This is a genomic window from Bacteroidia bacterium, assembly GCA_027493955.1.
In the GTDB taxonomy this organism is placed as follows: Bacteria; Bacteroidota; Ignavibacteria; order SZUA-365; family SZUA-365; genus JAOSJT01.
The window spans coordinates 4,179,365-4,202,424 of sequence record JAOSJT010000001.1 but is presented as its reverse complement, the minus strand read 5'-3'; the positions used below and the strand labels follow the sequence as shown (position 1 = coordinate 4,202,424).

At 57.5% G+C, this 23,060-nt stretch carries 20 protein-coding genes; 6 read left to right on the top strand and 14 right to left on the bottom strand.

Features of this window, described 5'->3' with window-relative positions; translation table 11 throughout:
* Window positions 1-107: 107 nt before the first annotated feature.
* Complete coding sequence (locus M5R41_16025) at window positions 108-506, top strand: type II toxin-antitoxin system VapC family toxin (GenBank protein ID MCZ7557907.1); 399 nt, start codon at window positions 108-110, stop codon at window positions 504-506.
* Window positions 503-727 carry a type II toxin-antitoxin system Phd/YefM family antitoxin gene (locus M5R41_16020; protein ID MCZ7557906.1) on the top strand — a complete coding sequence of 75 codons (225 nt, stop codon included), beginning with the start codon at window positions 503-505 and terminating at the stop codon, window positions 725-727. Before M5R41_16025 ends, M5R41_16020 begins: the two co-directional genes overlap by 4 nt.
* A gap of 128 nt (window positions 728-855) precedes the next feature.
* Here the strand turns inward: M5R41_16020 and M5R41_16015 are convergent, their stop codons facing one another.
* From M5R41_16015 to M5R41_15960, 12 genes are all read right to left on the bottom strand, one after another.
* A complete protein-coding gene (locus M5R41_16015) occupies window positions 856-1,653 on the bottom strand; it encodes a hypothetical protein (protein ID MCZ7557905.1) in 798 nt (265 codons plus the stop codon).
* Window positions 1,654-1,994: 341 nt separating this feature from the next.
* On the bottom strand, window positions 1,995-2,990 hold the full coding sequence (locus tag M5R41_16010; GenBank protein ID MCZ7557904.1) for a hypothetical protein: 996 nt from the start codon (window positions 2,988-2,990) through the stop codon (window positions 1,995-1,997).
* Window positions 2,991-3,604: 614 nt separating this feature from the next.
* Window positions 3,605-5,506 (bottom strand): DNA primase, encoded by a 1,902-nt coding sequence (gene dnaG, locus M5R41_16005; GenBank protein MCZ7557903.1) that lies wholly within the window; start codon window positions 5,504-5,506, stop codon window positions 3,605-3,607.
* A complete protein-coding gene (locus M5R41_16000; protein MCZ7557902.1) occupies window positions 5,503-6,474 on the bottom strand; it encodes a T9SS type A sorting domain-containing protein in 972 nt (323 codons plus the stop codon). The genes dnaG and M5R41_16000 overlap by 4 nt, the downstream gene beginning before the upstream one ends.
* Before the next feature lie 39 nt (window positions 6,475-6,513).
* On the bottom strand, window positions 6,514-8,187 hold the full coding sequence (locus M5R41_15995; GenBank protein ID MCZ7557901.1) for a CTP synthase: 1,674 nt from the start codon (window positions 8,185-8,187) through the stop codon (window positions 6,514-6,516).
* A 33-nt stretch (window positions 8,188-8,220) separates the two neighbouring features.
* On the bottom strand, window positions 8,221-9,150 hold the full coding sequence (locus M5R41_15990; protein ID MCZ7557900.1) for a phosphatidate cytidylyltransferase: 930 nt from the start codon (window positions 9,148-9,150) through the stop codon (window positions 8,221-8,223).
* Window positions 9,147-9,734: a DUF2007 domain-containing protein gene (locus M5R41_15985; GenBank protein MCZ7557899.1), complete on the bottom strand. Its 588-nt coding sequence runs from the start codon at window positions 9,732-9,734 to the stop codon at window positions 9,147-9,149. The genes M5R41_15990 and M5R41_15985 overlap by 4 nt, the downstream gene beginning before the upstream one ends.
* 16 nt (window positions 9,735-9,750) lie before the next feature.
* The gene (locus M5R41_15980; GenBank protein MCZ7557898.1) at window positions 9,751-10,674 is read right to left on the bottom strand and encodes a CPBP family intramembrane metalloprotease; all 924 of its coding nucleotides are present in this window, start codon (window positions 10,672-10,674) and stop codon (window positions 9,751-9,753) included.
* A 79-nt stretch (window positions 10,675-10,753) separates the two neighbouring features.
* Window positions 10,754-11,713: a hypothetical protein gene (locus M5R41_15975; GenBank protein MCZ7557897.1), complete on the bottom strand. Its 960-nt coding sequence runs from the start codon at window positions 11,711-11,713 to the stop codon at window positions 10,754-10,756.
* A gap of 279 nt (window positions 11,714-11,992) precedes the next feature.
* Window positions 11,993-12,820 carry a DUF3108 domain-containing protein gene (locus M5R41_15970; protein MCZ7557896.1) on the bottom strand — a complete coding sequence of 276 codons (828 nt, stop codon included), beginning with the start codon at window positions 12,818-12,820 and terminating at the stop codon, window positions 11,993-11,995.
* Window positions 12,821-12,957: 137 nt separating this feature from the next.
* Window positions 12,958-13,977 carry a glycosyltransferase family 9 protein gene (locus M5R41_15965; protein ID MCZ7557895.1) on the bottom strand — a complete coding sequence of 340 codons (1,020 nt, stop codon included), beginning with the start codon at window positions 13,975-13,977 and terminating at the stop codon, window positions 12,958-12,960.
* Window positions 13,978-13,995: 18 nt separating this feature from the next.
* A complete protein-coding gene (locus M5R41_15960; protein MCZ7557894.1) occupies window positions 13,996-14,598 on the bottom strand; it encodes a tetratricopeptide repeat protein in 603 nt (200 codons plus the stop codon).
* A 413-nt stretch (window positions 14,599-15,011) separates the two neighbouring features.
* On the opposite strand from M5R41_15960, the gene M5R41_15955 reads away from it, so the two are divergent.
* The 4 genes from M5R41_15955 to M5R41_15940 all read left to right on the top strand — a co-directional run bounded on the left by M5R41_15955 (window position 15,012) and on the right by M5R41_15940 (window position 19,980).
* Window positions 15,012-15,620: a Maf family protein gene (locus tag M5R41_15955; GenBank protein MCZ7557893.1), complete on the top strand. Its 609-nt coding sequence runs from the start codon at window positions 15,012-15,014 to the stop codon at window positions 15,618-15,620.
* Window positions 15,601-16,572 carry a flippase-like domain-containing protein gene (locus M5R41_15950; protein ID MCZ7557892.1) on the top strand — a complete coding sequence of 324 codons (972 nt, stop codon included), beginning with the start codon at window positions 15,601-15,603 and terminating at the stop codon, window positions 16,570-16,572. Before M5R41_15955 ends, M5R41_15950 begins: the two co-directional genes overlap by 20 nt.
* A gap of 157 nt (window positions 16,573-16,729) precedes the next feature.
* A complete protein-coding gene (locus tag M5R41_15945; GenBank protein ID MCZ7557891.1) occupies window positions 16,730-18,751 on the top strand; it encodes a hypothetical protein in 2,022 nt (673 codons plus the stop codon).
* Window positions 18,752-19,608: 857 nt separating this feature from the next.
* Window positions 19,609-19,980, top strand: coding sequence for a four helix bundle protein (locus M5R41_15940; GenBank protein MCZ7557890.1), 372 nt, complete (start codon window positions 19,609-19,611; stop codon window positions 19,978-19,980).
* A 501-nt stretch (window positions 19,981-20,481) separates the two neighbouring features.
* Here the strand turns inward: M5R41_15940 and rsgA are convergent.
* The gene (rsgA, locus tag M5R41_15935) at window positions 20,482-21,573 is read right to left on the bottom strand and encodes a ribosome small subunit-dependent GTPase A (GenBank protein MCZ7557889.1); all 1,092 of its coding nucleotides are present in this window, start codon (window positions 21,571-21,573) and stop codon (window positions 20,482-20,484) included.
* A 13-nt stretch (window positions 21,574-21,586) separates the two neighbouring features.
* Complete coding sequence (locus M5R41_15930) at window positions 21,587-22,954, bottom strand: alpha/beta fold hydrolase (GenBank protein ID MCZ7557888.1); 1,368 nt, start codon at window positions 22,952-22,954, stop codon at window positions 21,587-21,589.
* Between the last annotated feature and the right edge of the window lie 106 nt (window positions 22,955-23,060).

The following is a 23,060-nucleotide window of genomic DNA, read 5'->3' as shown; positions in this document are numbered from 1 at the left end:
GACGGCGGGCCAAAAACAACACGGGGGAGACAGGCACGAGAATGGTATTGACTTTCTAAAACTTAATACTCACATTGTCTTGTACAATTGTTCAAGAAGGATGCGCCATGCGAGTACTTGTCGATACATCAGCTGTCATCGCCGTCGTCACGAACGAGCCGCACAAATATGCGATTGCGAAGGCGACACGGGGCGCTGAGCTGCTCGCCCCAACATCGCTGCATTGGGAAATCGGCAACGCGTTCTCGGCAATGATGAAACGACGTCGCTTGTCGCTCGACAGCGCCATCGCCGCGGTCAACGAATTTAAGAAAATTCCAATCCGCCTTATCGACGTCGATCTGGAATCGTCATTGAACATCGCATCCGCAAACGGAATGTATGCTTCCGACGCGTACGTCCTTGCTGCTGCCACAGCCTGGCATGCCCCACTTCTTACGCTTGACGAACCTCTATCATTAGTGGCGAGGAAATTAGGAATCCCAATTCTGGAGTTGCTGCCATGACAACATACACCTATTCCGAGGCCCGACAGAACCTGGCCGAATTACTGGACCGCGCAAGAAAGGAAGGGCGGGTACGTATCCGCAGGCGGGACGGACAGGTATTCCTGCTCATCCCTGTGACGGAGAGCGAGTCGCCTTTCGACATCGAAGGCGTGGACCTCGATCTCTCCATGGATGAAATTGTGAACGCAGTGCGGGAAAGCCGGTCGAGGGATTTATGAAATATGAAGGGCGAATCAAGAGACATTTTTCCGGATCAAAGCACGGATAGCGGGTCTGTGCCCTCGGCGATAAACATCAACGAGGATTTTCTGTGATGGCTGGGGACCTGGATGAGCGGGCGCGGCTTCTACTTCCGTGCCGTCCTGCCCATTGTTTCCAGTCCGACGGTCATCGCGGAGGAGAGAACATCATCGGGCCGGGAATTGATGTATCGCTCCGCCGCTTCAAGATACTTCTCCGCGCGCTCGTGGTCGCCCATGTCCCAGCAGGCAAGACCCCGGATGTACGAAAGGGCCACGGTGTGTTTTTCTTCGTTCCAATCTCCCGTATGAGACCAATGCCTGCCGATCTCCTCTATGATATCCTCGCTTTCCGTGAAGTCGTTCAGTTTCGTAGCGCATTCTACCGCATCCTGCAACACGCGCTGTAGACCCACATTTTCAATAGTGCAATAAAATTCGATGACGAAAATCGGTGTATCCCCTCTCCTTCCTATCGGTCTGAGCATGAGGTAGACGCCTCGATCCGGCTGCGTCTCTCTGAGCATCATCGGCTTTTTGATACGGAGGACCGCCATCCAGAGTGTTGCATCTCCATAGGCGACCTCCACTTCGTTGCGCGACACGTCGAGCAAGTTCTCCATACCGTATATGCTCTTCGTAAGCGACAATGCAGCTCTTGTTTCGTCCGACAGAGGGCGTACCGCCTGGGTGATTTTGGCGAATACCAACGAGTTCGCTCTCTCGACATCATGAAAGCGCTCTCCATCCCGCGATTTGAGCTGCGCTATCGACTGCTTCAGTGTTGTACGTGTCGCGAATGCGCGCTTGTAATTGACAAACTCATCGCCCTGCGCGACGACGTCAAAGACCAAGCCGGAAAGTAATACCAGAACCAACAACAGATTGACACATGTTTTCTTCATGGTGCTACTCGCTACAAACTGGATCAACCGTGAATCTACGACACTTCCAAATTCGAATAACAATATTTCACAATCAACTCTATTCTCTTCAACCAAAGATGGTTCTAAATGGCATTCCAAGCGTCACCTCGGCTGGATTGGGCGTCTCTCTGGAAGAGCACTTTGCTACAATTCCATTTCCAGTCTTTTTGAAGTAAACAAAATGCTTACCGTAGCAATCCCAGCCGTCCTGCGCGTGAACTTCCATCAGTGTGCAATTGGCTAGTGCAAATAACAGGAGCAATAGTATCTTCATATTTATTCTGTTGGGTAATGTCTTTAACAAGCGACCGAAATTATCATCAAATGTGCTCTCTCCATGACCTTACAAACTCTTTGAAGGTCTGCATTTCAATTTCTGTCCCTAGGCCAAAATATCCAAATTCGTCAATAACCATCCCATTAACAACCGGCAGAACCCATGTTCCCAATTCATTGGAATCATAAGTTCCGCTCAGTAAGTACCCTTGCGAATTTACAGTACCTTCCAAATATGTTGGTTCAGCCAACACGAAGACGATATATTCTCGTTCCGGAAGTAGGAATCCCTCGCGAGCATTGTAATATGCAGTACTGTCTACGATGTATATTCCATTGTTCCAGCTTGGGACCTCTCTTCCCCACCAGAGAGTGATCTGCTCAGTTCCTCCATCCTCCATACGACTTGGATCAGGCAGCACCGTTCCTTTTATTTTGTTCAGAACGTCCGCTCTGGCACAGAATTTTCGCATTTTGGTATGTTTATTACTATCCTCTCGCGCAATTTGGGAGCGTACGCGTATATGATAGATATATGAGGTCCAGATCAACAAGTTATCCTTCGGTCCGGCATTTGCTGATTTTTCGTACAAATCAAATAGTGTACTGATGAACGCGGGTACACTGCATGTATAGTTGGGATCTCCTATCGTAGCCAGCGCATATTTGTGGAAGAGAATAGGATCGTAGTCGAGAACGTCGTAGTAATACCGCATCGCAAGCCGAATCGAGTCGTTTGACATGAGGTTCAGTCTCGACTGCACTTCCTGTAAGGTCCCCACCTTGCAAATGCTGTCAAGCACTATATAGGAGTACATTACATTTAACGGCATAAACGTCGACAACGGTGGTTTAATCAGAACGTCGGCATATTCAACTATTCCGCATTCCTGGTCGCTGAAATATATCGGTAGCTGCGCTGTACATTCCTGCCATCTGAACAATATTGCAAGAGCAACCAAGCACCCCAATAACCAGCGAGGGAACAAGCGTGTATGCCCCTCATTCCATTGACATTTTTTTATTCGTAACTTCTCCATCCGAAACTCCTTACAACGTCCGGGTCCTCTATCATCACTTCTCCGAACTCACGCTGGTATCCGCTACGGTACTCCGCGCTTCCCACGCGGTTGCCGTACTGTTGCTGCTGATAAATCGAGACAGGCTTCAGATTTCTCAGGCCATAGTACGGGTTAATTCTCTTATAATCAAGCGTAAACCGCTTTTCATACCTGTGACATCCTAATTAAGATGGCTTAACCTCGATGCCCCCGGCGATGAGCCTCAACGAGGACATGCGTTATCTCAGCGGGGGTCAGATTGTACGGGGCCCCTTCTATCGCAGAGATCGCTGAGGGCGCGGAGGGCACAGAGTGAAATGGAGATGGGGCAGCTCGAAGTCCTAAAAAATTCCTCTGCGTCTCTTCGCCGGCCCCTTAGCGAAGTCGAAGGGCTGCGTTACATTCCCCTCCTCTGCGTCCCTTCGCCGGCCCCTGAGCGAAGTCGAAGGGCTGCGTTACATTCCCCTCCTCTGCGTCCCTGTGCCGGCCCTTGAGCGAAGTCGAAGGGCTGCGTTACATTCCCCTCCTCTGCGTCCCTGCGCCGGCCCCTGAGCGAAGTCGAAGGGCTGCGTTAAAATCTCCCCTGCGTCTTATCAAAACCCGAAACTCGTCTCCGTACCATCGCTCATTTCATCCTCCCCTTCGATATCGGGAAAATTCGCTATCAGCGAGACTCCGTTCAGGCTCGATACGGCCTTCTGCAACGCGATGATACGTCGCGCAAGCTCGTTCTCCTCGTCTGGACCCGATGCCTGTTTTTGCCTCTCCTGCAGGCGCGAGAGTTGTTCCCCGACGCGCGCCTCCAGCACCTCTTTGTAGTAATCGCGCAATACCCGGCGATGGTCCTTGGGATTGACATTCTGCCTTCTGCTCCAGCCGCTACTGACTTCATCCCTCGGCATCAGCAGGTCGGCGAGCAGGGTGTGCATACCGGCATCGTCCTGCACGTAATTCCACAGCGCGTTGCTGTCCACCGCGCCGTCGTGCTCTTCCTGCTCGAACAGAATGTGCAGCAGGTCGCGGATGCGCGCGCTGCGAAAATGCCCGATACGCACAGAGTGCAGGGCCTCGGCCTGAATTTCCGGCGGCGCCTGCAAGAGATGCGAGCAGAACGCGAACTCCTCCTTCGGCACGCTTTCGGAGGCAGCGTCGGCGGGAGGGGGTGCGTGTTCTTCGATGACGGCGGCGCGCTCGCGGCGCTTCGCCCCCTTCATCACCTTCGCCAGTTCCTGGTACAGCAGATTCTCGTAAATGCCGTAGGTCTGCGCGATGTGGTGAATGTAGAACTCTCTGCGCAGCGCGTCGTCCATTTTCGAAAGCATGCCCACGATTTGATGCACGGCCTGTGCGCGTCCCTCGGGCGAGTCGAGCTTGCCGTCGGCCCGCAGTTGCGCGGTAACGAAGTCCACGAAGGACACCGCCTGCTCCATGCGTTCGCGCACGGCTTCGACGCCGTATTTCATGACAAAGGAATCCGGATCCTCGCCCGCGGCAAGCTGTACGATGCGCGCGTCGCAATCCTCGGCGAGTATCACGTCTATGCCGCGCAGCATGGCGCGGAGCCCGGCGGAGTCGGCGTCGTAGAGAAAGAAAATATTGCGCGTGTAGCGGCTGATGGCGTGCACCTGATCAGGCGTCATGGCCGTGCCGCTGGTGGATACCACGTTGCGTATCCCGGCCTGATGCAGCGACAGCACGTCGGCATACCCCTCGACCACAATAATGGACTCGGCCTCGCGTATGGCGTTGGAGGCCTGCGCAAGTCCGTACAGAACCTTGCTCTTGTTGTAAATCGCGGACTCGGGCGAGTTCAGATATTTCGGCTCGTCTTCGGGCGACAGCGCCCTGGCGCCGAAACCCAGCACCTTGCGCGTGACGTGAATGATGGGAAAAATGACGCGATTCCTGAAACGATCATAGGCCCCGCCGCCCTCGCGCAGCTTGATCAGGCCCGCGAGGTCGAGAATGTGCTCGTCGATTCCTTCGGCGCGGGCGTGGTCGAGAAAATTGCTCCAGCCCGCCGGCGCGTAACCGAGGCCGAAGGTTTTCATGGTTTCTTCCGACCATCCGCGACGCCGGAAGTACTCCCGTCCCGCCTCGCCGGAGGCCCCTCTGAGACTGTCGAAGAAAAAGCGCGCGGCGAGCCTCGTGGCGGCGTACAGCGCCTCCATATCTTCCTTGCGCTCGGGACGGATGCCATCATCGTGTTGCAGCGCTATTCCGTACCGCTCGGCCAGTTCTTCCACCGCGTCCATGAAGGACACATGCTCCATATCCATGATGAAGCTGATCACGTCTCCCCCCTTGCCGCAACCGAAGCATTTGTAGATCTGTCGCTCGGGATTGACGTTGAAGGACGGCGTCTTCTCCTTGTGAAACGGACACAGCCCTGTGAAATTGCGGCCTGTTTTGCGTAAACGCACGAAGCCGCCGACAACGTCCACGATGTCGGCGGCTGTGCGAACCTGCTGGATCTGCGATTCCGAAAGTCTCATTTCAGGAGCAGCATGGACCTCGTGAGCATTTGACCGTTCACTGTGAGACGCGCCACATAGACGCCGGCAGGCAAACCGTCGGCGTCGAAGCGCGTGCTGTGCGTCCCCGCATCCATCATGCCGTCTGCGAGCACGGACACCGTGCGTCCCAGCGCGTCATGTACCGTCAGTGTCGCGTGTTGCCGCGAGGAGAGTGTGTACTCCAGCACGGTGGATGGATTGAAGGGATTCGGATAATTCTGCCGCAGCGCGAACGCGGCGGGCTGCGGTGCCCCGGTGGCGTCCGTCAGATCGACGTTGGGGAGATTGGGATTGTACGACACGACGGCGCGCATGAACAGCCCGATATTGGCTGCTTCGGTGGCGAGAGTATTCCGTGACGCAGCGGGGTTTGGTGCGATGAAATACCGACGGTAGCGATCAAATTCCGTGACGCCGGGATTGAACAGCATCGTGAGGCCATTCCACAGACCGTCGCCCACCGCAAGTTTCTGTTTCGCCTCCAACTTCACCCCAACGATGAAATCGCGCCGGGGAGAGAAAATGACGGGTGGATTGAGGTTGACGGCGAGAACATCCCTCGCTCCCGCTTCGAGCGGATTGTTGAAGCGGATGTTCGGGCTCGGGAAGCCGGCATCGCCGAGATTGACCTTGTACGTTTTCACCACGTTGACCAGGTTCGGCGGAACCGCGCTGTTCTCGAATACCTTGACCACCAGCGTATCTTCGCCCGTGAGCGCCTGAAACTTCACGACGCTGAAACCGACGAGTACCGTGGTGAGGGTACATTTTTCAGCGGGGGAGAAACGTGTATTGAAGAACACGTCCAGTTCGCCGGGGAAGCGCGTGACGGCCAGAAGCTTCCCGTCATAGATGTTGGTGATGCCGTCGTATTGCAGCGTGTCCACCTGCGCGTGTACGGTCGTCACCGCACAGCAGGCGAGGAAAAGAGCAGCAAGAAATCGCATGGATCACTCCTCCGATTCTACCGGTGATTCATAATCGGTTCAATGGGCGGCGCGCGCCGATTCTGTGGATGCGTCGGTCTCTTCGGCCGGCAGCGCGGCGCCGGTGCGCAGCAGCTTATACTGAAGAGCCGCCTTGACGAAATTCCTGAACAGCGGGTGGGGATCCACCGCGCGTGATTTGAGTTCGGGATGGAACTGCGAAGCGACGAACCACGGATGGTCCGCGAGCTCGATCATTTCCATGAGTGCTTCATCGGGCGAGGTACCGCTGAATACCAATCCGTGCTGCTCGAGCACCGCGCGGTATTCGTTGTTCACTTCGTAGCGATGGCGGTGCCGCTCGCTGATGAGCTTCTTTCCGTAGGCTTCATAGGCCTTGGTCCCCCGCTTGAGCTGGCAGGGGAAGCCCCCGAGGCGCATGGTCCCGCCCATGGTCTGAATGCTCTTCTGCTCGAGCATGAGGTCGATGACGTTGGATTTTGTCTCGCCGAATTCTGTGCTGTTCGCATCGGCGATGCCGCAGACGTTGCGGGCGAACTCGATGACGGCGCATTGCAGTCCGAGGCAAATCCCGAAAAACGGGATCTTGTTCTCGCGCACGTATTGCACGGCCTTGATTTTTCCTTCAATCCCCCGCTCTCCGAAACCGGGAGCGACGAGCAGTCCGTCAATATCTTTGAGATAACGCGCGGCGCCGTGCTTCTCGATGTCTTCGGAATGAATCCAGGTCAGGCGCACGCGCGCGTTGTTTTCTGCGCCGCCATGCACGAAGGATTCGATGATGCTCTTGTAGGCATCGTGGTACTCGGCGTACTTGCCGCACAGACCGATATCCAGGGTGAATTTCGGTTCCTTGATGCGTTTGAGAATCTTGGTCCAGCGATCGAGGTCGGGTTCCTGCGTGCGGAGACGGAGCAGGCGGATAACCTGCTCGTCGAAGCGCTCCTGCTTGTACTGCATGGGCACTTCGTAAATCGTGTCCACATCCCGCGCTTCTATCACGAGGTCCGGCTCCACATTACAGAACAGACCTATTTTTTCGCGGATGGAGCGGGGAAGCGCTCTGTCGGCACGACAAAGCAGCATGTCGGGTTGAATCCCGAGTTCCAGCAGCATTTTCACGGAATGCTGCGTGGGTTTGGTTTTCAATTCTCCGGCGCTGGGAATGAAGGGGACCAGCGTCAGATGCACGATGATGGCATTTTTTCTGCCGACGGCCATGACGAACTGGCGCATGGCTTCGAGAAAGGGCAGACTCTCGATATCGCCCACAGTCCCACCGATTTCGGTGATAATGACGTCGTACTCGTCGCCCTTGGCGAGCCGGGCGTAGCGCCGCTTGATCTCATCGGTGATATGCGGAATCACCTGCACCGTGGCACCGAGATAATCGCCGCGACGCTCCTTCTGAATGACGTGATTGTAAATCTGGCCCGTGGTGGTGTTGTTATCTCGCGTCATGTCGCGGCTCAGGAAGCGCTCGTAATGACCAAGATCGAGGTCGGTTTCCGCGCCGTCTTCGGTGACGTACACCTCTCCGTGCTGATACGGGCTCATGGTGCCCGGATCGACATTGATATAGGGATCGAATTTCTGAATGGTGACGGTGAGGCCGCGCGATTGCAGCAGCATACCGAGCGAGGACGCCGCGATTCCCTTGCCAAGAGAGGAAACGACACCGCCGGTGATAAAGACGTATTTCGTGGTTTTCATGCTGGTTGGATTCACTGTTTTCCTGTCCGCAACTTATGCGAACACAACGAAATCAAGGTAGAGAAAGACAGCGGGCGAAACAAATATCAAGCTGTCAAAACGGTCGAACACTCCGCCATGGCCGGGTAAAAGCGCCGAGGAATCCTTCACACCGGCGTCGCGTTTGAGAAGCGATTCAGCGAGATCACCAAGCTGTCCGAGCACCCCGATTATGCAGCCGAGGGTAATAGCATCGGCGATGCTCAGGTAATCGAGCACCAGCGCACGGGCCAGGAGCATGCTGCCGACAGCCGCCGCGAAGCCCCATAGCGCTCCTTCCCAGGTCTTGTTGGGACTGACCCGGGGAAAGAGTTTATGTCGGCCCATGGACCGACCGCCGAAATACGCGGCAGTGTCGCACATCCATATTGAGCCCAGCAGTGCTATCACAGTCCATCCGCCCCAGTTCCACAGTTGATCCGCTTGCGCTGCGGACAACTCCGCGGTGCCGAACACGCGTCCGACGGGAAATTCGATGACGCTGAAAATTTCCCGAATGCCGAGCGTGCAGGCCAGAAAGAGTCCGACATACAGCACACCTGCCACCGTTGCTCCGATATTGAGCAACGGCGATGGTCGGTTGCGGAACAATTCCACAAGCAGAACGAGCAGCATGAACAGCAGCAGTATCCACAGCAGCGACTGCCACTGCAGGGGCCAGGTGGTCCCTCCGGTGATGGCTGCAATATCATGTTCGAGCCGTTCGTGCAGAAACACCAGGAGCAGCAGCAGCGATGTCGCGATCATGACGCCCGTTTGCGCTTCCGCGCCCTTGGCGCGCACGAGTGCGGAGAATTCGATGAGAGCTGCGATTTGCACAGCGGCGATAAACAGCAACCAGGCATAGCCGCCAAACCATGCCAGAACGAGAATACCCGGTATCGCGATCAGCGCGACGAGAACGCGCGTCCCGGTATTGCTCACGCGGTCGCTCCGCCTTCTTCTTCGTCGCCCGCCTCGTTCTCGTCCTGCTGTTCGCTCATGAGCGCGCCGATGATTTCCAGAGCGGCCTCGAGCTGCGACGGCGGCACCATGACGTTGACCAGCGCGAGCATGCCCATGGTCGTGAAATACACATGGTCGTGCTGATTGAACACAAGTGCGTGTATGCCGGCGCCTTCCAGGTTCGCCTTGATCATCTCCGCTTCGTAATCGGTGGCTGTGGTGTAGGCCACGACGAAACCGGAATGCACGTTGAGGTGCTCATCCTGCTCGCAGAAAATGCGGCCGTTCTGTTCCGTCGCACAGTCGGCGCATACCGGCTTGCCGCAGATCACGCAGCCGCCGACGGCGGGTTCGTCAGGGTGGTTTTCACATTCCGGAACATCCTCGGCAGGAATGATTTCCTGTAATATCCCGCAGTTATTGCAGAATGTGTCCGCTTCGGTGACAAATTCTTCGCAGTTCGGGCAGAAGCGCGGCGTGCCCTCCACCAGTGGTACGTTGCAATCCGCGCAATCGGTGACGCCGGACTGATATTCCGTGTGGCATTGCGGACAGTATGACATAAGGTCCTCCTGCAGGTTAAGATGAAGGGATATCATGCCGCGGATTGGCGGTCAGCCGCCAGAACCACAGCACGGATAAGAGAAATGCCGCCAGACCCGCCGCGCCGATCAGCAGTGTTGCGGTATCGGGCATGGCGCCGGGATCAAGCTTCGGGACAAAAGAATCCGATTCGAGCATATACAGTGAGAAGACGGCGAGACTATTGTTCATTGCGTGTCCGATCACGGCATACCATATCGAACCGCCCCGCCAGACCACGAAACCCAGCCACGCGCCGAGCAACGTCAAAGGGACGAATGTAAGGGGATTGAGATGAAACATCGCGAAAATCGAACCGGTGAGCAGCAGCACCCAGCGCATGCGCAACACGCGCTCGAAGGAATACTGCACCGTACCGCGGAACAACGCCTCCTCGCACACAGCCGGTGTGAATCCGACGACGAAGAGTACAAACAGCGCCTCCGCCGGCGAGCGCATGATAAGCAGCGACTCGTACAACTCGCTTAACATCTCCTCGAAGCTGTCGAGCAGCGGTAACAGTCCGTCTGGCAGCAGATAGCTGCGCAGGACGTGCTGCTGCACGTCGAGATACACCTGCCCGAAAAACTGCGCCCCGATAATCGCAACGGCGACAGGCAGCAACGGTGCCAGGGCTGGCGCGCGCAATCGAAACACCTCCACCGCGTTCCACGGCTGAAGATACAGCAGCGCCACTGCGGGACCTACGAGAAATAATACCTGCGAGACCACCGTTACCACGCGCATGGATTGGACATTCCCGGCAACGTCCACACCGAAAAGAAAATAGGTGATCAGTCCGCCGATCAATTGATACGCCACAAACGCAATGGCCAGCACCGCGATTCCGAAACCGACGGGATGTATCGTCCAATTTGGGATTTGTACAGACGATGCATGTTGTGGAGATGATGCATGCATCGTCTCTCCAACATGCCCCGACGTTTCCGGGGATTCGGTCAATGGCGGGTCGGATTCGGGGGAACTATGTTCGTTGATGTCACGCATCGTCCCTGCCCTCCAATCCCAGCCGCACCATTGCCGCAAGCAGAGGCAGCATGATTTCGTGGTGGCCGGTAAAGGTATACCCCCGACCGGCACCCATCGTCGGGCGGGTTACGACATTCTGATTGGGACGATAATGCTGAATCATGTCGAAGTTGGCCGCGAGAAAGCCCCGTGCCGGATTACCCAGGTTACGCGCAACGGTGAGCGCCTTCAGGAAGACTTCGGGTAGGATCACCGCGGAGCCGACATTCATCACCACGCTGTGCTCATCGAGCCGCGAAACCGAATGCGCCAACACGCGGAAATCGCGGAAACTCATTTCGCCCGTTACGGCTCCGTCCATGCTCGCTTGTTGATGCACGATGTCAGTTCCGATGGCCGCATGCACGCTGACCGGCACGCCGCTGCGCACTCCGGCTGCCATGATGGAGTAATGCAGATGCGGAGCGTTTTGATCGATGAGCCCTCGTCCCAGCGCCTCGGCAAAGCCGCAGGGCTGCGAAAGGTACGCCGTCTTCAATGTGTTGTTGATGAAGTCGCCGGTCTCACGCCACATGCCGAAACTCCCATCCTGTAGATTGGCCGCCACATCTTCGGAGGTGACACCGAAGAGCGCCGACTCCGCGTCGTGTATGGCGCAGGCGCTGTTCATCGCCACATGTGTGAGCACACCCCGCTCCATCAAATCAATCACAATCGGCGCCAGACCGGTCTTGATCACGTGCGCCCCCATGAGAAGGAGGCACTGTCCTCCGTTCCGGTGCGCGTTGACGATGCCTGCGGCGAAATCCTTCAGCTCCGCGGCTTTAAGAATATTCGGGAGCGTATCGAGAAAAGCTCCGAACGAGCTTTTTCCGTCGAACGGCGATGCGCAATCCCCGAGCGTCACCTTGCTGCGGCGCTCCGCGACGGACTGCGTGCGAATATCCGAAAAATCCAGTTGGGGAAACATGCTGCTCTCGACCGGTACGTGATGCGTGCGTTGACCATCATCAGCCGTAAGGTACGAAAATCTGTGGCGCGGTGCACTTGTGTGAGGGGTGGGGATCGTGAAAAGGTGAAAAGGGGTGGATCGTGAAAAGGGAAAAGGGTGAAAAGGAAAAAAGGTAAGAGGGACTGATTTCTTTCGATCCCAAGCTTTTTACCCTTTTTCCTTTACACGATTTCCCGTAGACACGTTGCATGCAACGTCACCACGGGAAATCGCAATTCGTCATTCGTACATCGTACGTTATTTTACCCGCGCCCGCACCGGTCCTTTGATTCCCTTCATTTCGGTGAGTTCGGAGGTGATGGATCCGATGGGTATTTCGGCATCCACCTGAATGGGGATTTTGCGCTCGTCGTCGGTTACCCAGACGAGGATGCGGCCCGAGGCCTTGAACAAGCCGCCTTCCTCCATGATGGGTTCCAGCACGATGGTTCTGAATGTCCCGGCCTTGACCTCTATGGTCTCACGCTTGTGGTACACCACGGTGAGTGTGTAGGTGCTGTCCTTATAGAAATTCTGCAGCGTCACTTTCTGTCCGGGTTTCAGCTTGCTGTAGTCATATGTGCGCATGTAGTAAAAGGCGGAGAGCACATCCTGGGTGAAAGGCGGCAGAGGGTACACGCCTTCCGTGGTATACGCCTTCTTCGCATCATGATCGAAGCGCGCACTGAAATCCCGCTTGTACTTGCCTTCGCGAATTTGCTGAATGAAGCGCCAGGGGAAGAGTCCCTCCACATCGAGATGCGACTCGTAGCGGTCGCGCACACGGTAAAACGAATCGAAAAACGAGGTGGACTTCACCAGGAACTGCAGATTGTAGCATTTGCGTCCCTTCTGCCAGGAGTACGACGGTATGGACATTCTCGCCTCTCCGGCGGTGACGAACCCGTAATTGACGTCGAATGTCAACTCTTCGCCCACATCGAACGCATTGTTCTCCACCGTGCGGTATACCGGCGGCTTCGCTCCGTCCCGCGTCACATCGGCTGTTTTCTGCGCCAGCAGCGAAGGGAAAGCGAGTGTCGAGTAGAGGACTGCGGCGATACTATATGCGAGGATGCGTTTCATTGTGCTTCTCCAGATGGTTCCCGTTATATGCCCTTCCATTGACGCGGGTTCCTTTCGATTGATCGAACATGTATACTCGTCAGTATTCGCGAGAGAAGCAAGGAAGTTGCGCGTGACCGCATTGCCGAAGGGATGATTCATGGCACAAGCCGTTTCATCGCGGCATCCCGTACGTCGCCGACGGAAATCCTCCGCATGTCGTCATGCCGGTCGCAATTCTCCCTCGCACAGTCCTCGCAATCCGATTGCTGCGCGGGCGTGAAAATGTCCGCCTCGCCAAGCGGACCCCAGCGCCTCGGGTGGCATTGATGGAGGAAGGGATACAGGCCGATGACAGGGCGTCCGACCGCCGAAGCGAGATGCAGCGGTCCGGTGGAATTGGCTACTACCAGCGCAGCCCGTTCGAACACGGCGGCGAGGAGGGGCAGAGAAACATCGGCAGGTAAGGCAGCGGCACGCGCACCGGCAATGGAGAGCACGCTGCGCTTCAGCCCGTCTTCGGCTTCCGTGCCGGTCACGAGAACACGCAATCCGTATACATCCCGGAGCAGATGTGCCGCCAATTCGCCGAAGTACTCCGGCGGCCAATCCTTTGCGCTGCCTCCGCTTCCGGGGTGCAGCACGACGAAACGTTCGTCTTCCCGAATACCCGATGCCGCGAGCAGCTCCCGCGCGGTTGAAGAGAGTGCGTCCGTGATCCGCAAGCGCGGAGGCGGAGGCTTGGTGTATTCGAAGCCGAGGGGGTTCAGCAGCGCCAGGTTGTACTCGCTTTCATGCGCCATGCCCGTGCGACGATGTTCCCGGCGTCTGTGCGTAAACATGGGTGAAAACCAGCGGTATGCGGTGCCGACGCGCACGGGTATGCCCGCGCGTAGCGCCGCGAGCGCCAGTCCGGGTCGTGGGTAGGCAAAAAACGTCACATCGATACGTCGGTCCCGCAGTTCGGTGACGAAACCCGGCGCGTACAGAGACACGTCGGTGTCAGAGACGACAATCACCTCATCCACATCGGAACTGAGACGGAGCAAATCGGCCGTATACGCCCGGGCACAGAACAGCACACGCGACGAGGCATCGTGTCGTTTGAGTGCCGCCGCGAGGGGCAGCGTGAGCAGCACGTCGCCGATGCGGTCTGTTCTGAATACGCAGAACGTCATACGATCAGATGCTGCAGCTTACAGCTCCTTCATGAGTTCTTTGGCGCGTTGCGCGTCTTTCGAATCGGGACTTTGCGCGATGAGTTTTTGCCACATGCTTTTCGCCTCGGCTTTGCGCTCGGTTTTGGCATAGATCGCGCCGAGGTTGTACATGGCCGTGGTGTTGTTCGGTTCGATGGAGAGCGCCTTTTTCGTAATGGATTCCGCTTTGTCTATGCTCTGCGTGTCGTAATACGCCAACGCGAGATCGAGCATGACCATGACGTTTTTCGGAGCGGCTTTATGGTAGCGCTCAAGCAAGGGCAGAGCGTTCGCGGCTTGGTGCGCGTCGAGAAGCATGCGTGCAAAGGAGAGCACATCGCTGGTATCGCTTGCGGGCTGTGCGGCGACCTTTTCCTTCAGACGGCGGTACTCGGTCATGAAATCGCCGCGTACATTGGATGCGCTGGGCTGACCGTCGCCCATACCCTGCTCCATACCGTTGATATCCGGATGTCCGGGCGGCATTTGCTCGGCAGCGGGCTGCTCCGGCGTGCCTGAATCTTCGGGGACCAATATAAATACCACCACAGCCGCGACGAGAATGAGACCGATGATGAGGTAGAGACGCTGCGTGTTCATGTGTGCTCCAATATACATTCGTTGTGTGACTGTCAAATCCGACATAAATGATACGAATTTTCAGCGAATTTCGCGGACGGTGTCCGTGTCTGATCACGGCCCTGGAGGGATGGACGCGGACACGCTGGGTTCGTACTTCCATTTCGACCATGCGGAGAAGGTTACAGCGTCACCTACAAGCCTCTATCGCGGCACGTGAAGCACCGTGGGAACGGGAAGCGCCGTGATCATCTCCGGAAATACTTTTCCGCGGACATTCACTTTCATCCGATCGAGTACGCAAGCCACCATGTTATCGATGTGTACCGATCCACTCGGAGATGCGGTCATTTGCGAGGGACTTTCGCCTTTGGTGCGCGTATGCGATATTGGATGTTTCGTGTCGAGTCCACGAACCATCATTACAGGCCCGCGTGCAACCGTCATTTCTCGTCCTCGCATCGGCATCGCCCCGAAGGAAGCATCTGCTCCGGCAGGTCGGTCTGATATTCGACTGCATTCCGAGCGGGGTGGATGAAACGATAACCGAAGCGGTGACGCCGGAAGAGCATGTGACCATACTCGCCGAGCGCAAGGCGCGTGACGTGGCTTTCAGACTACCTGCGGGCATCGTCATCGGGGCGGATACCATCGTTGTGCACGACGACGAGATCATCAACAAGCCGGAATCCGAGGCCGACGCCGTGCGCATCCTGCATCGGCTCAGTGATCAGCGGCATGAAGTGTACACGGGCTATTCGCTGGTGGAAATGCCGGGCCTGCGCACGGTGACGAAATTCGAGCGCACGGAGGTGTGGTTCCGCAAGCTCGGCAACGAGGAAATACTGGACTATGTGCGCTCCGGCAGTCCCATGGACAAGGCGGGCGCGTACGGCATACAGGACGATTTCGGCGCGGTGTTCGTGAGCCGCATCGTCGGGGATTTCTACAACGTGATGGGTCTTCCGTTGTCGAGCTTCTGGTGCGCGTACAAGGAATTCATCAAGCCCCGGGGAGGTGCCGATGACGGGCAGCTGGCGTAGCAAGCTTCTCTTTTCGGTGGCCTTCGGCGCGGTGGTGTTCATCGCGCTGACGATATGGGCGGACTTCGACAAGCTCGTGGCAGCGTTCATGGATTTCAACTGGGCCTGGGCGCCCGTCATTCTTCTTTGCACGCTGTTGAACTACGTATTCCGGTACGCGAAATGGGAGTACTACACGCGCGTACTCGGCATGCATCCGGGGCGCGGCAAGAACCTGATCATCTTCTTTTCCGCGTTTACCATGGCGGTGACCCCGGGGAAACTCGGTGAGGTTCTGAAGTCCTATCTCCTGAAACAGGTCAACGGCACGCCGGTAAGCCGCTCGGCGCCGATAGTCGTGGCGGAGCGCCTGACGGATTTTATCGGACTGGTGTTGCTGCTTATCGTGGGAGCGTACGTGTTCGACATCAGCCGAATGGCGGTGGTGGGCTTCGCAGTGTTTTTCTTTGCGGTGACGCTGCTTCTGGCCTGGCGGAGAGGATCGTTGTACGTCATTGATTTCCTGGGACGAATGCCCGTAATCCGCCGCTTCGCCCAGCATGGGCACAACGCCTACGAAAGCATCCATGCGCTGCTGCGTCCGCGTCCATTGGCCGCAGCGACGGTATTGAGCATCATCGCGTGGTTTTTTGAATGCTTCGGTTTCTGGATCATTCTGCATGTGTTCGAGGCGCCGCCGACAGTGCTGAAAGCAACGTTTATCTACGCCTTTTCCACCGTCATCGGGGCGGCGAGCATGCTGCCTGGCGGACTGGGCACCACCGAAGGCAGTCTGACCGGTTTGAGCATACTGGCCGGTGCGACACGCGACGTGGCCGTGGCCTCGACCTTCATTATCCGGGTCGCCACGCTGTGGTTCGCCGTGGTACTGGGGATTGTTGTGACGTTTGTGTTCCAGCATCGTCTCAACGTCAACATCGACGAAATACCGCTCGACTCCATCACGTCCTGATGGACTACCGGCTGCACGGGAGAGCAGCATGACCATAGAGACTACAGCACGCTCCGCCGTGCACCGATTATAACGTACGCCTGCGCGCAGACGGATTATCCGTTTGTCGAGGGACAAGCACGACTACCATTTTTCATTACAGTCAGGGAGTACTGTCATGTCAGCATGTATCACATTTCGGGCGCACGGTGCGCTCGCCTTCGTGGCTTTTATTCTGTTTCTTGCTCCATCACCCCTCTGCGGACAGGAGAATGGCCGGCGCGGTGCCGCTGTGGAACGGGCGCTCGAACGCCTGCTGGAACGCAGCGACGAGGAGGATGCCTCACTGCTCGTCGAACAAATCGAACGTTTTGCCGAAGATCCGCTATGCCTTCGATCAGCGACACTGGAGGAGCTGGAGTCCATTCCATTGGTTTCTCCGACCCTGGCGCTGGCCATACACGGCGCAATGCGCTCTGACAGCGTTCCGGGCTGGAAGAGCCTCCGACGCCTGCAAGGGATGGATCGGGACGCGTACGCTTTGCTGCGATTCTGCGCGTCACTCGATTGCGAAGAGACAACAGCATTGGCTGATGTCCTGCAATACCGCGGTAGAGTTCAGCAGGAGGACAGGCCGCGTTCCGGATTTCTGGACGGACGTTACCCAGGCGGGCGGGCGCGCATACAACAACGCATCACCGCACAGGGTCTCGGACATGTACGCGCCGGTCTGTTGCAAGAGCGCGATGCGGGAGAGAGCGATTTTGCCGATCATCTGTGTGGCTATGTCAGCGCGGAGGCTTTGGGCATCGTGGATCAGGCGGTGCTCGGAGACTTCACGGTGGCGGCGGGGAACGGGCTCGTGTTCTGGCAGTCCTTCGGTCTGTCCAAAGGTTCGGACGCTCTCGCCGCCGGCCGTCGCGGGACGCGCATGCTCGCACCGTACGCTTCGGCGACGGAGGGCCTGTTCTATCGCGGCGCGGCGGTGCAGTTGGGATTCGGCGCGGTATCGCTGCTCACGTTCGCGAGCCGTAACGCGCTGGATGCCACGATCGATGAAAGTACAGGAACCGCCGGAGCCTTCGGCATAGACGGAATGCATCGCTCCCCAAGCGAAAGCCAAAGGAGACAGAGCGTGCGCGAGGACTTGTATGGCGCTCGCGCGCAATGGGAGAAGGTTGGTACAGCTACTGCCATGCGTGGGGGAGTGTCCGCATGGCATGCGTGGTATTCTGTGCCGTCCGATCCCAACACGCCCTTCGGTTTTCGCGGTGACAGAGCGTGGGTTGTAGGCGGTGACGCGTCTTATAGCTATGGCCGTACGCAGGTGTTCGGCGAAATGGCGCTGTGTCATCTCGACCGCGGAGCGGCGTTGCTGGGTTTACGGGCTCCGTTGCATGCACAGGCCGAGGCAGTGCTTCTATGGCGATCCTACAATGAGCGCTTCGTCAACATTCACGGCTTCGGTTTCGGCGAACGGGGAGGCGAGCTGCAGAACGAACAGGGATTGTACCTCGGATTGCGGGTTCGTCCCGTACCGGAACTCCGCATCGATGCATGGGTGGACGTTTTCGCGTTTCCGAACCGCACATATTTACTGCATTTGCCGACCTCGGGCGGGGAAATGTTGCTCGCTGCAGGTTGGGAGATATCGGAATCTCTCATCCTCAACATGCGATGCACCCACGGGGAGAAAGACAACACCGTTGCCGCCATCGACGCGCAAGGGCGCGACATCCGGCCTCTTGCCCGACGGCAGTCCACTGCCCTGCGCGTCGAACTGATCGCGGAGATGGAGAACGGTGTGCGGCTGCGCTTCCGTGCAGACCGCAGCATGGTGCGCTATGACGCGTGGAAAGAGGGTGACGACGGACTGCTCCTGCTCGCCGACTGTCGTGCAACTCTCACTCCGGAACTCGTTCTCACCGGACGCATCGCTATTATTGAAAGCGGCGGCTACGACGGACGCGTGTATCAATTCGAGCATGATGTTCCGGGCGTGATGCAGAACATTGCGCTGTACGGACGAGGACTGCGGAGCTATCTTGTGGCCGACTGGCGTCCTTGGCCCTGGCTGCGCCTCGGCGTGAAGTACGGCATCAGCATACGCGACGGGGTGCGTTCCATGGGTGACGGTGCGGATGCCGTCGATGGCGACGCTCTGGGGAAAGGGACGCTGCAGGTTGAGGTGATGCTGTGAGGGGGAGCACGGTCGTGCAGGTCGGCCGGTCGTGCAGGAGCGGAGAGCAGAGAGCGGAGAGCACGACCATGCGAGTCGGATGCTGGTGCAGGAGCGGAGAGCAGAGAGCACGGCCATGCGAGTCGAACGCTTGTGCAGGAGCGGAGAGCGGAGAGCAGAGAGCACGGCCATGCGAGTCGAACGCTTGTGCAGGAGCGGAGAGCAGAGAGCACGGCCATGCGAGTCGAACGCTTGTGCAGGAGCGGAGAGCAGAGAGCACGGCCATGCGAGTCGAACGCTTGTGCAGGAGCGGAGAGCAGAGAGCACGGCCATGCGAGTCGAACGCTTGTGCAGGAGCGGAGAGCAGAGAGCACGGCCATACGAGTCGAACGCTTGTGCAGGAGCGGAGAGCGGAGAGCACGGCCATGCGAGTCGAACGCTTGTGCAGGAGCGGAAAGCAGAGAGCACGGCCATGCGAGTCGAACGCTTGTGCAGGAGCGGAGAGCAGAGAGCACGGCCATGCGAGTCGAACGCTTGTGCAGGAGCGGAGAGCAGAGAGCACGGCCATGCGAGTCGAACGCTTGTGCAGGAGCGGAGAGCAGAGAGCACGGCCATGCGAGTCGAACGCTTGTGCAGGAGCGGAGAGCAGAGAGCGGGGAGCATGGTCGTGCAGGTCGGACGGTCGTGCAGGAAGCGGAGTCAGGATCTTGTGCGGATTTCCTGGTCTTCTATGGACGTGCTCTCTGCTCTCTGCTCTCTGCTCTCTGCTCTCTGCTCTCTGCTCTCTTCTATTTGTATCCAGGAAAGATTTACGCATTTCGTTAATACCGCACAGGTATTGATGTTTTTTTTCATTCCACTCACTTTGGGAGTATGACATGTTTCGATTTCAGAATCTCGATATCTGGCAACGGGGGACGGATGTGGTTGTGCGTTCATTCCGCCTTGCTGATTTCCTCGATCAGCAAAGGATGTATCGTTTCGCTGAGCAGGTTCGATCCGCCTCGTTGTCCATCACAAACAACATCGCGGAAGGCTCCGGCAGCTTGTCGAACAATGAGTTCCGCAATTTCCTGAACATCGCACGACGATCAACCTTTGAAACAGCCAACATGTGTCTGACCATTCCAAAGATCGGTCTTACATCACAGGAACGTATGATGCCGCTCGTTGGACAACTCGACGAACTATCACGCATGATTCTGGAGTTTCACAGGCAGATCCCCAGGAATCCGTCACGAAGAAGATAGCGGAGAGCATGGTCGTGCAGGAGCGGAGAGCAGAGAGCACGGCCATACGAGTCGAACGCTTGTGCAGGAGCGGAGAGCGGAGAGCAGAGAGCACGGCCATGCGAGTCGAACGCTTGTGCAGGAGCGGAGAGCAGAGAGCACGGCCATGCGAGTCGAACGCTTGTGCAGGAGCGGAGAGCAGAGAGCACGGCCATGCGAGTCGAACGCTTGTGCAGGAGCGGAGAGCAGAGAGCACGGCCATGCGAGTCGAACGCTTGTGCAGGAGCGGAGAGCAGAGAGCACGGCCATGCGAGTCGAACGCTTGTGCAGGAGCGGAGAGCAGAGAGCGGGGAGCATGGTCGTGCAGGTCGGACGGTCGTGCAGGAAGCGGAGTCAGGATCTTGTGCGGATTTCCTTGTCTTCTATGGACGTGCTCTCCGCTCTCCGCTCTCCGCTCTCCGCTCTCCGCTCTCCGCTCTCCGCTCTCCGCTCTCCGCTCTCCGCTCTCCGCTCTCCGCTCCGCTACGCTTGCTGACTTTCGAGTATCTGGAGGTAGTTGCGATAGCGGAGGGGATGGATTTCTTCGCGGTCTACGGCGTCGCGGACGGCGCAGCCGGGTTCATGTGTGTGGGTGCAATGGGGGAAGCGGCAGTCGCGCGAGAGAGCAACAAACTCCGGGTAGTAGCTGTGCAGCTCTGCGGGGTCAAAATAAAAGAGTCCGAACTCGCGTATGCCGGGCGTGTCGGCGATGGCGCCCCCGCCGGGTAGTGCGTACAGGGTACTGCGCGTGGTGGTGTGCATGCCGCGCTGGCTTTGCTCGCTCAGATCTGCGGTTTTTTCCCGGAGCTCCGGGAGAAGTTCGTTGAGAATACTGGTTTTACCAACACCACTGTGACCGGAAAACGCGCTGAGTTTATCCTTCAGTACGACCCGGAGTTCTTCCATCCCCTCGCCCGTCACGCAGCTCGTCAGTACCGCCTCATACCCGGCGTCGCGGTACATGGCGGCCACTTCCTCCACCCACGCGCGGTCTTCTTCGTCCGGTAAATCAATCTTATTCACGACCACGCAGGTGTCCATCCCGCCCATGGCGGCTGCGATGAGATAACGATCGATGAGGCCGGGACGAAGCAATTCGGCGGTCGCCGCAGTCGTGACCACCACCATGTCGATATTCGCCACGAGCACCTGCGCATACTCGGCATCACGGATAGACTGGCGAAGCAGCCAGGAATTGCGTTCGTACACGTGCGTGATGATGGCTTCATCCGCGCTCGCGGGGCGGTAGCGGACGCGGTCGCCGATGGCGATGAGAGTGCTTTTGCGGTTCTCGCTGGTGGTGGAACGGCGGGGTTTGGCGCGAAGAATGACCGTCCCATCCTGCAGCAGCGTATGCGTCCCTCCCGTTTGCACGACAACGGCTTCGTGCTCACCGTGTGTATCCACAAGGTGATGCCGCCGCGGAGCGCCGAGCACATGCTGAAGACTGTTTTCGTCCGCTTCCGCATCCCCCTCGTAGGACCAGCGCGCCTCACCTTTACGCCACTGTTTCTCTATATCCTTGCGCTTCTGCACACGGCGGTGAATCTTGCCGCCCTTGTCACCGCCGCTCATGTGATGGATGTCGTCATCGGACCCTGTACTCCTTTTCCTGAGTCGCGTCCGCTGCATCGAGCGAAAAAGACGTACACCAGCGGACAAGGTCGTTGATCAATTCCTCCGTGACATGCCCTTCCATGGTGTAATTCCATGGTCCGGGTTTCGCATCGGTTTCGATGAAGGGGTGGTAGCAGTTCCGATAGGTTTTGAACGTCACCTTCGGAATGTCTTTCAGATAGTCCTGCCAGAGCACGTATTCCATCTGCGGCGCCTGATAGTCCTTTTCGCCACGTGCAATGAATATCGGCACACCGAGAGCGCGGGCGTAGGCCTTCTGGTCGCGCTTGTGCATGTCGTAGTAGTAGGACGCGGGCACACCGAGCAGAAGACGGCTCGCGCCCAGCGACTCGTCGGCTATCTGTGCTGCCTTCTGCAGCTCGGTATGGAGTTTCACGGATTCCTGCTCGGTCAATGTATCCTGCTGCGAGGCGATGTAGCGAAGCTGATCGGATATCACCACCTCCAGCGGACGGGCGATGGGCGCAAGCATGACGACGCCCTTGGTTACACCTGACTGCGTCGCGATTTCGGGAGCGAGAGCGGCGCCCAGGCTGTGTCCCAGCAGAATGAGGCGATTGGTATCCGCGGCACTGTGCCCACGCAGAAGACGAAGCCCTTCGACAGCATCGTCGATACTTTCCTCCTGCACGGTGAGCTTCAGCAGATTCATTTTCGGTCCGTGTACCCGTGTACGCTTGTCGTAGCGCAATACCATGATGCCTTTCGAGGCCAGGCCCCAGGCCAGGTCGCGAAACATCTTATTTCCATTCACCGTCTGGTCCCGGTCCTGCGGTCCCGATCCGTGAACGAGCACGACAGCAGGAAACGGTCCCTTGCCCTTAGGCACCGTGATCACACCCGGAAGCGCCTGCTCTCCTCCGAAGCTGATCGTTTCCTCGAAAAACCGCGTACTGTCCGCATAAGGCGGTGGGGCGAAAGCATACACCTTCTGAATCGGCTCAATCCACATTCCGCCGACGAAATTCAGCGAATCCACAACGATGCGGAGACCGATGGAATCCTTTTTGAAATGGAGCCGGTGCACGACGTTGGCATAGCTGCGATTGAATTCACCGCTGTAGAAGCTGTGCCGCTGTAACTTCCCGGCCCGGCTTTCCATATCGTCGAGCAATTTCTCGAGTTGTTCGACGGTCACTTTTTGCTGAAAATCCGGATGGGCGATGGCGCGCAACGCATCCCAGTTACGCGCGGCGAAGGCATCCACGAAGGCGGACGCGGCGGCTTTCTGTGCGGGTGTCTGTGCGGCGAGTGGATCTGTACAAACCGTGGAGGCAAGGAGAAGAAGCAGTGTGGAACAAAGAGAAAGATAATTCATAATGCTTGCAAACCTGTTGGAAATCCGGAGCGATATTCAATCGTATCAAAATACTCACCGCACTCTGAACGCGAAAGGATTTTCGAGACCCTGGACAGGGGCGCAC

Bases quoted from the DNA above. Each gene is read 5' to 3' on its own strand.
- M5R41_16025 (MCZ7557907.1), top strand. From the start codon at position 108: ATGCGAGTACTTGTCGATACATCAGCTGTCATCGCCGTCGTCACGAAC.
- M5R41_16020 (MCZ7557906.1), top strand. From the start codon at position 503: ATGACAACATACACCTATTCCGAGGCCCGACAGAACCTGGCCGAATTA.
- M5R41_16015 (MCZ7557905.1), bottom strand. From the start codon at position 1,653: ATGAAGAAAACATGTGTCAATCTGTTGTTGGTTCTGGTATTACTTTCC.
- M5R41_16010 (MCZ7557904.1), bottom strand. From the start codon at position 2,990: ATGGAGAAGTTACGAATAAAAAAATGTCAATGGAATGAGGGGCATACA.
- dnaG (MCZ7557903.1), bottom strand. From the start codon at position 5,506: ATGAGACTTTCGGAATCGCAGATCCAGCAGGTTCGCACAGCCGCCGAC.
- M5R41_16000 (MCZ7557902.1), bottom strand. From the start codon at position 6,474: ATGCGATTTCTTGCTGCTCTTTTCCTCGCCTGCTGTGCGGTGACGACC.
- M5R41_15995 (MCZ7557901.1), bottom strand. From the start codon at position 8,187: ATGAAAACCACGAAATACGTCTTTATCACCGGCGGTGTCGTTTCCTCT.
- M5R41_15985 (MCZ7557899.1), bottom strand. From the start codon at position 9,734: ATGTCATACTGTCCGCAATGCCACACGGAATATCAGTCCGGCGTCACC.
- M5R41_15980 (MCZ7557898.1), bottom strand. From the start codon at position 10,674: ATGCATGCATCATCTCCACAACATGCATCGTCTGTACAAATCCCAAAT.
- M5R41_15975 (MCZ7557897.1), bottom strand. From the start codon at position 11,713: ATGTTTCCCCAACTGGATTTTTCGGATATTCGCACGCAGTCCGTCGCG.
- M5R41_15970 (MCZ7557896.1), bottom strand. From the start codon at position 12,820: ATGAAACGCATCCTCGCATATAGTATCGCCGCAGTCCTCTACTCGACA.
- M5R41_15965 (MCZ7557895.1), bottom strand. From the start codon at position 13,977: ATGACGTTCTGCGTATTCAGAACAGACCGCATCGGCGACGTGCTGCTC.
- M5R41_15960 (MCZ7557894.1), bottom strand. From the start codon at position 14,598: ATGAACACGCAGCGTCTCTACCTCATCATCGGTCTCATTCTCGTCGCG.
- M5R41_15950 (MCZ7557892.1), top strand. From the start codon at position 15,601: ATGACGGGCAGCTGGCGTAGCAAGCTTCTCTTTTCGGTGGCCTTCGGC.
- M5R41_15945 (MCZ7557891.1), top strand. From the start codon at position 16,730: ATGTCAGCATGTATCACATTTCGGGCGCACGGTGCGCTCGCCTTCGTG.
- M5R41_15940 (MCZ7557890.1), top strand. From the start codon at position 19,609: ATGTTTCGATTTCAGAATCTCGATATCTGGCAACGGGGGACGGATGTG.
- rsgA (MCZ7557889.1), bottom strand. From the start codon at position 21,573: ATGAGCGGCGGTGACAAGGGCGGCAAGATTCACCGCCGTGTGCAGAAG.
- M5R41_15930 (MCZ7557888.1), bottom strand. From the start codon at position 22,954: ATGAATTATCTTTCTCTTTGTTCCACACTGCTTCTTCTCCTTGCCTCC.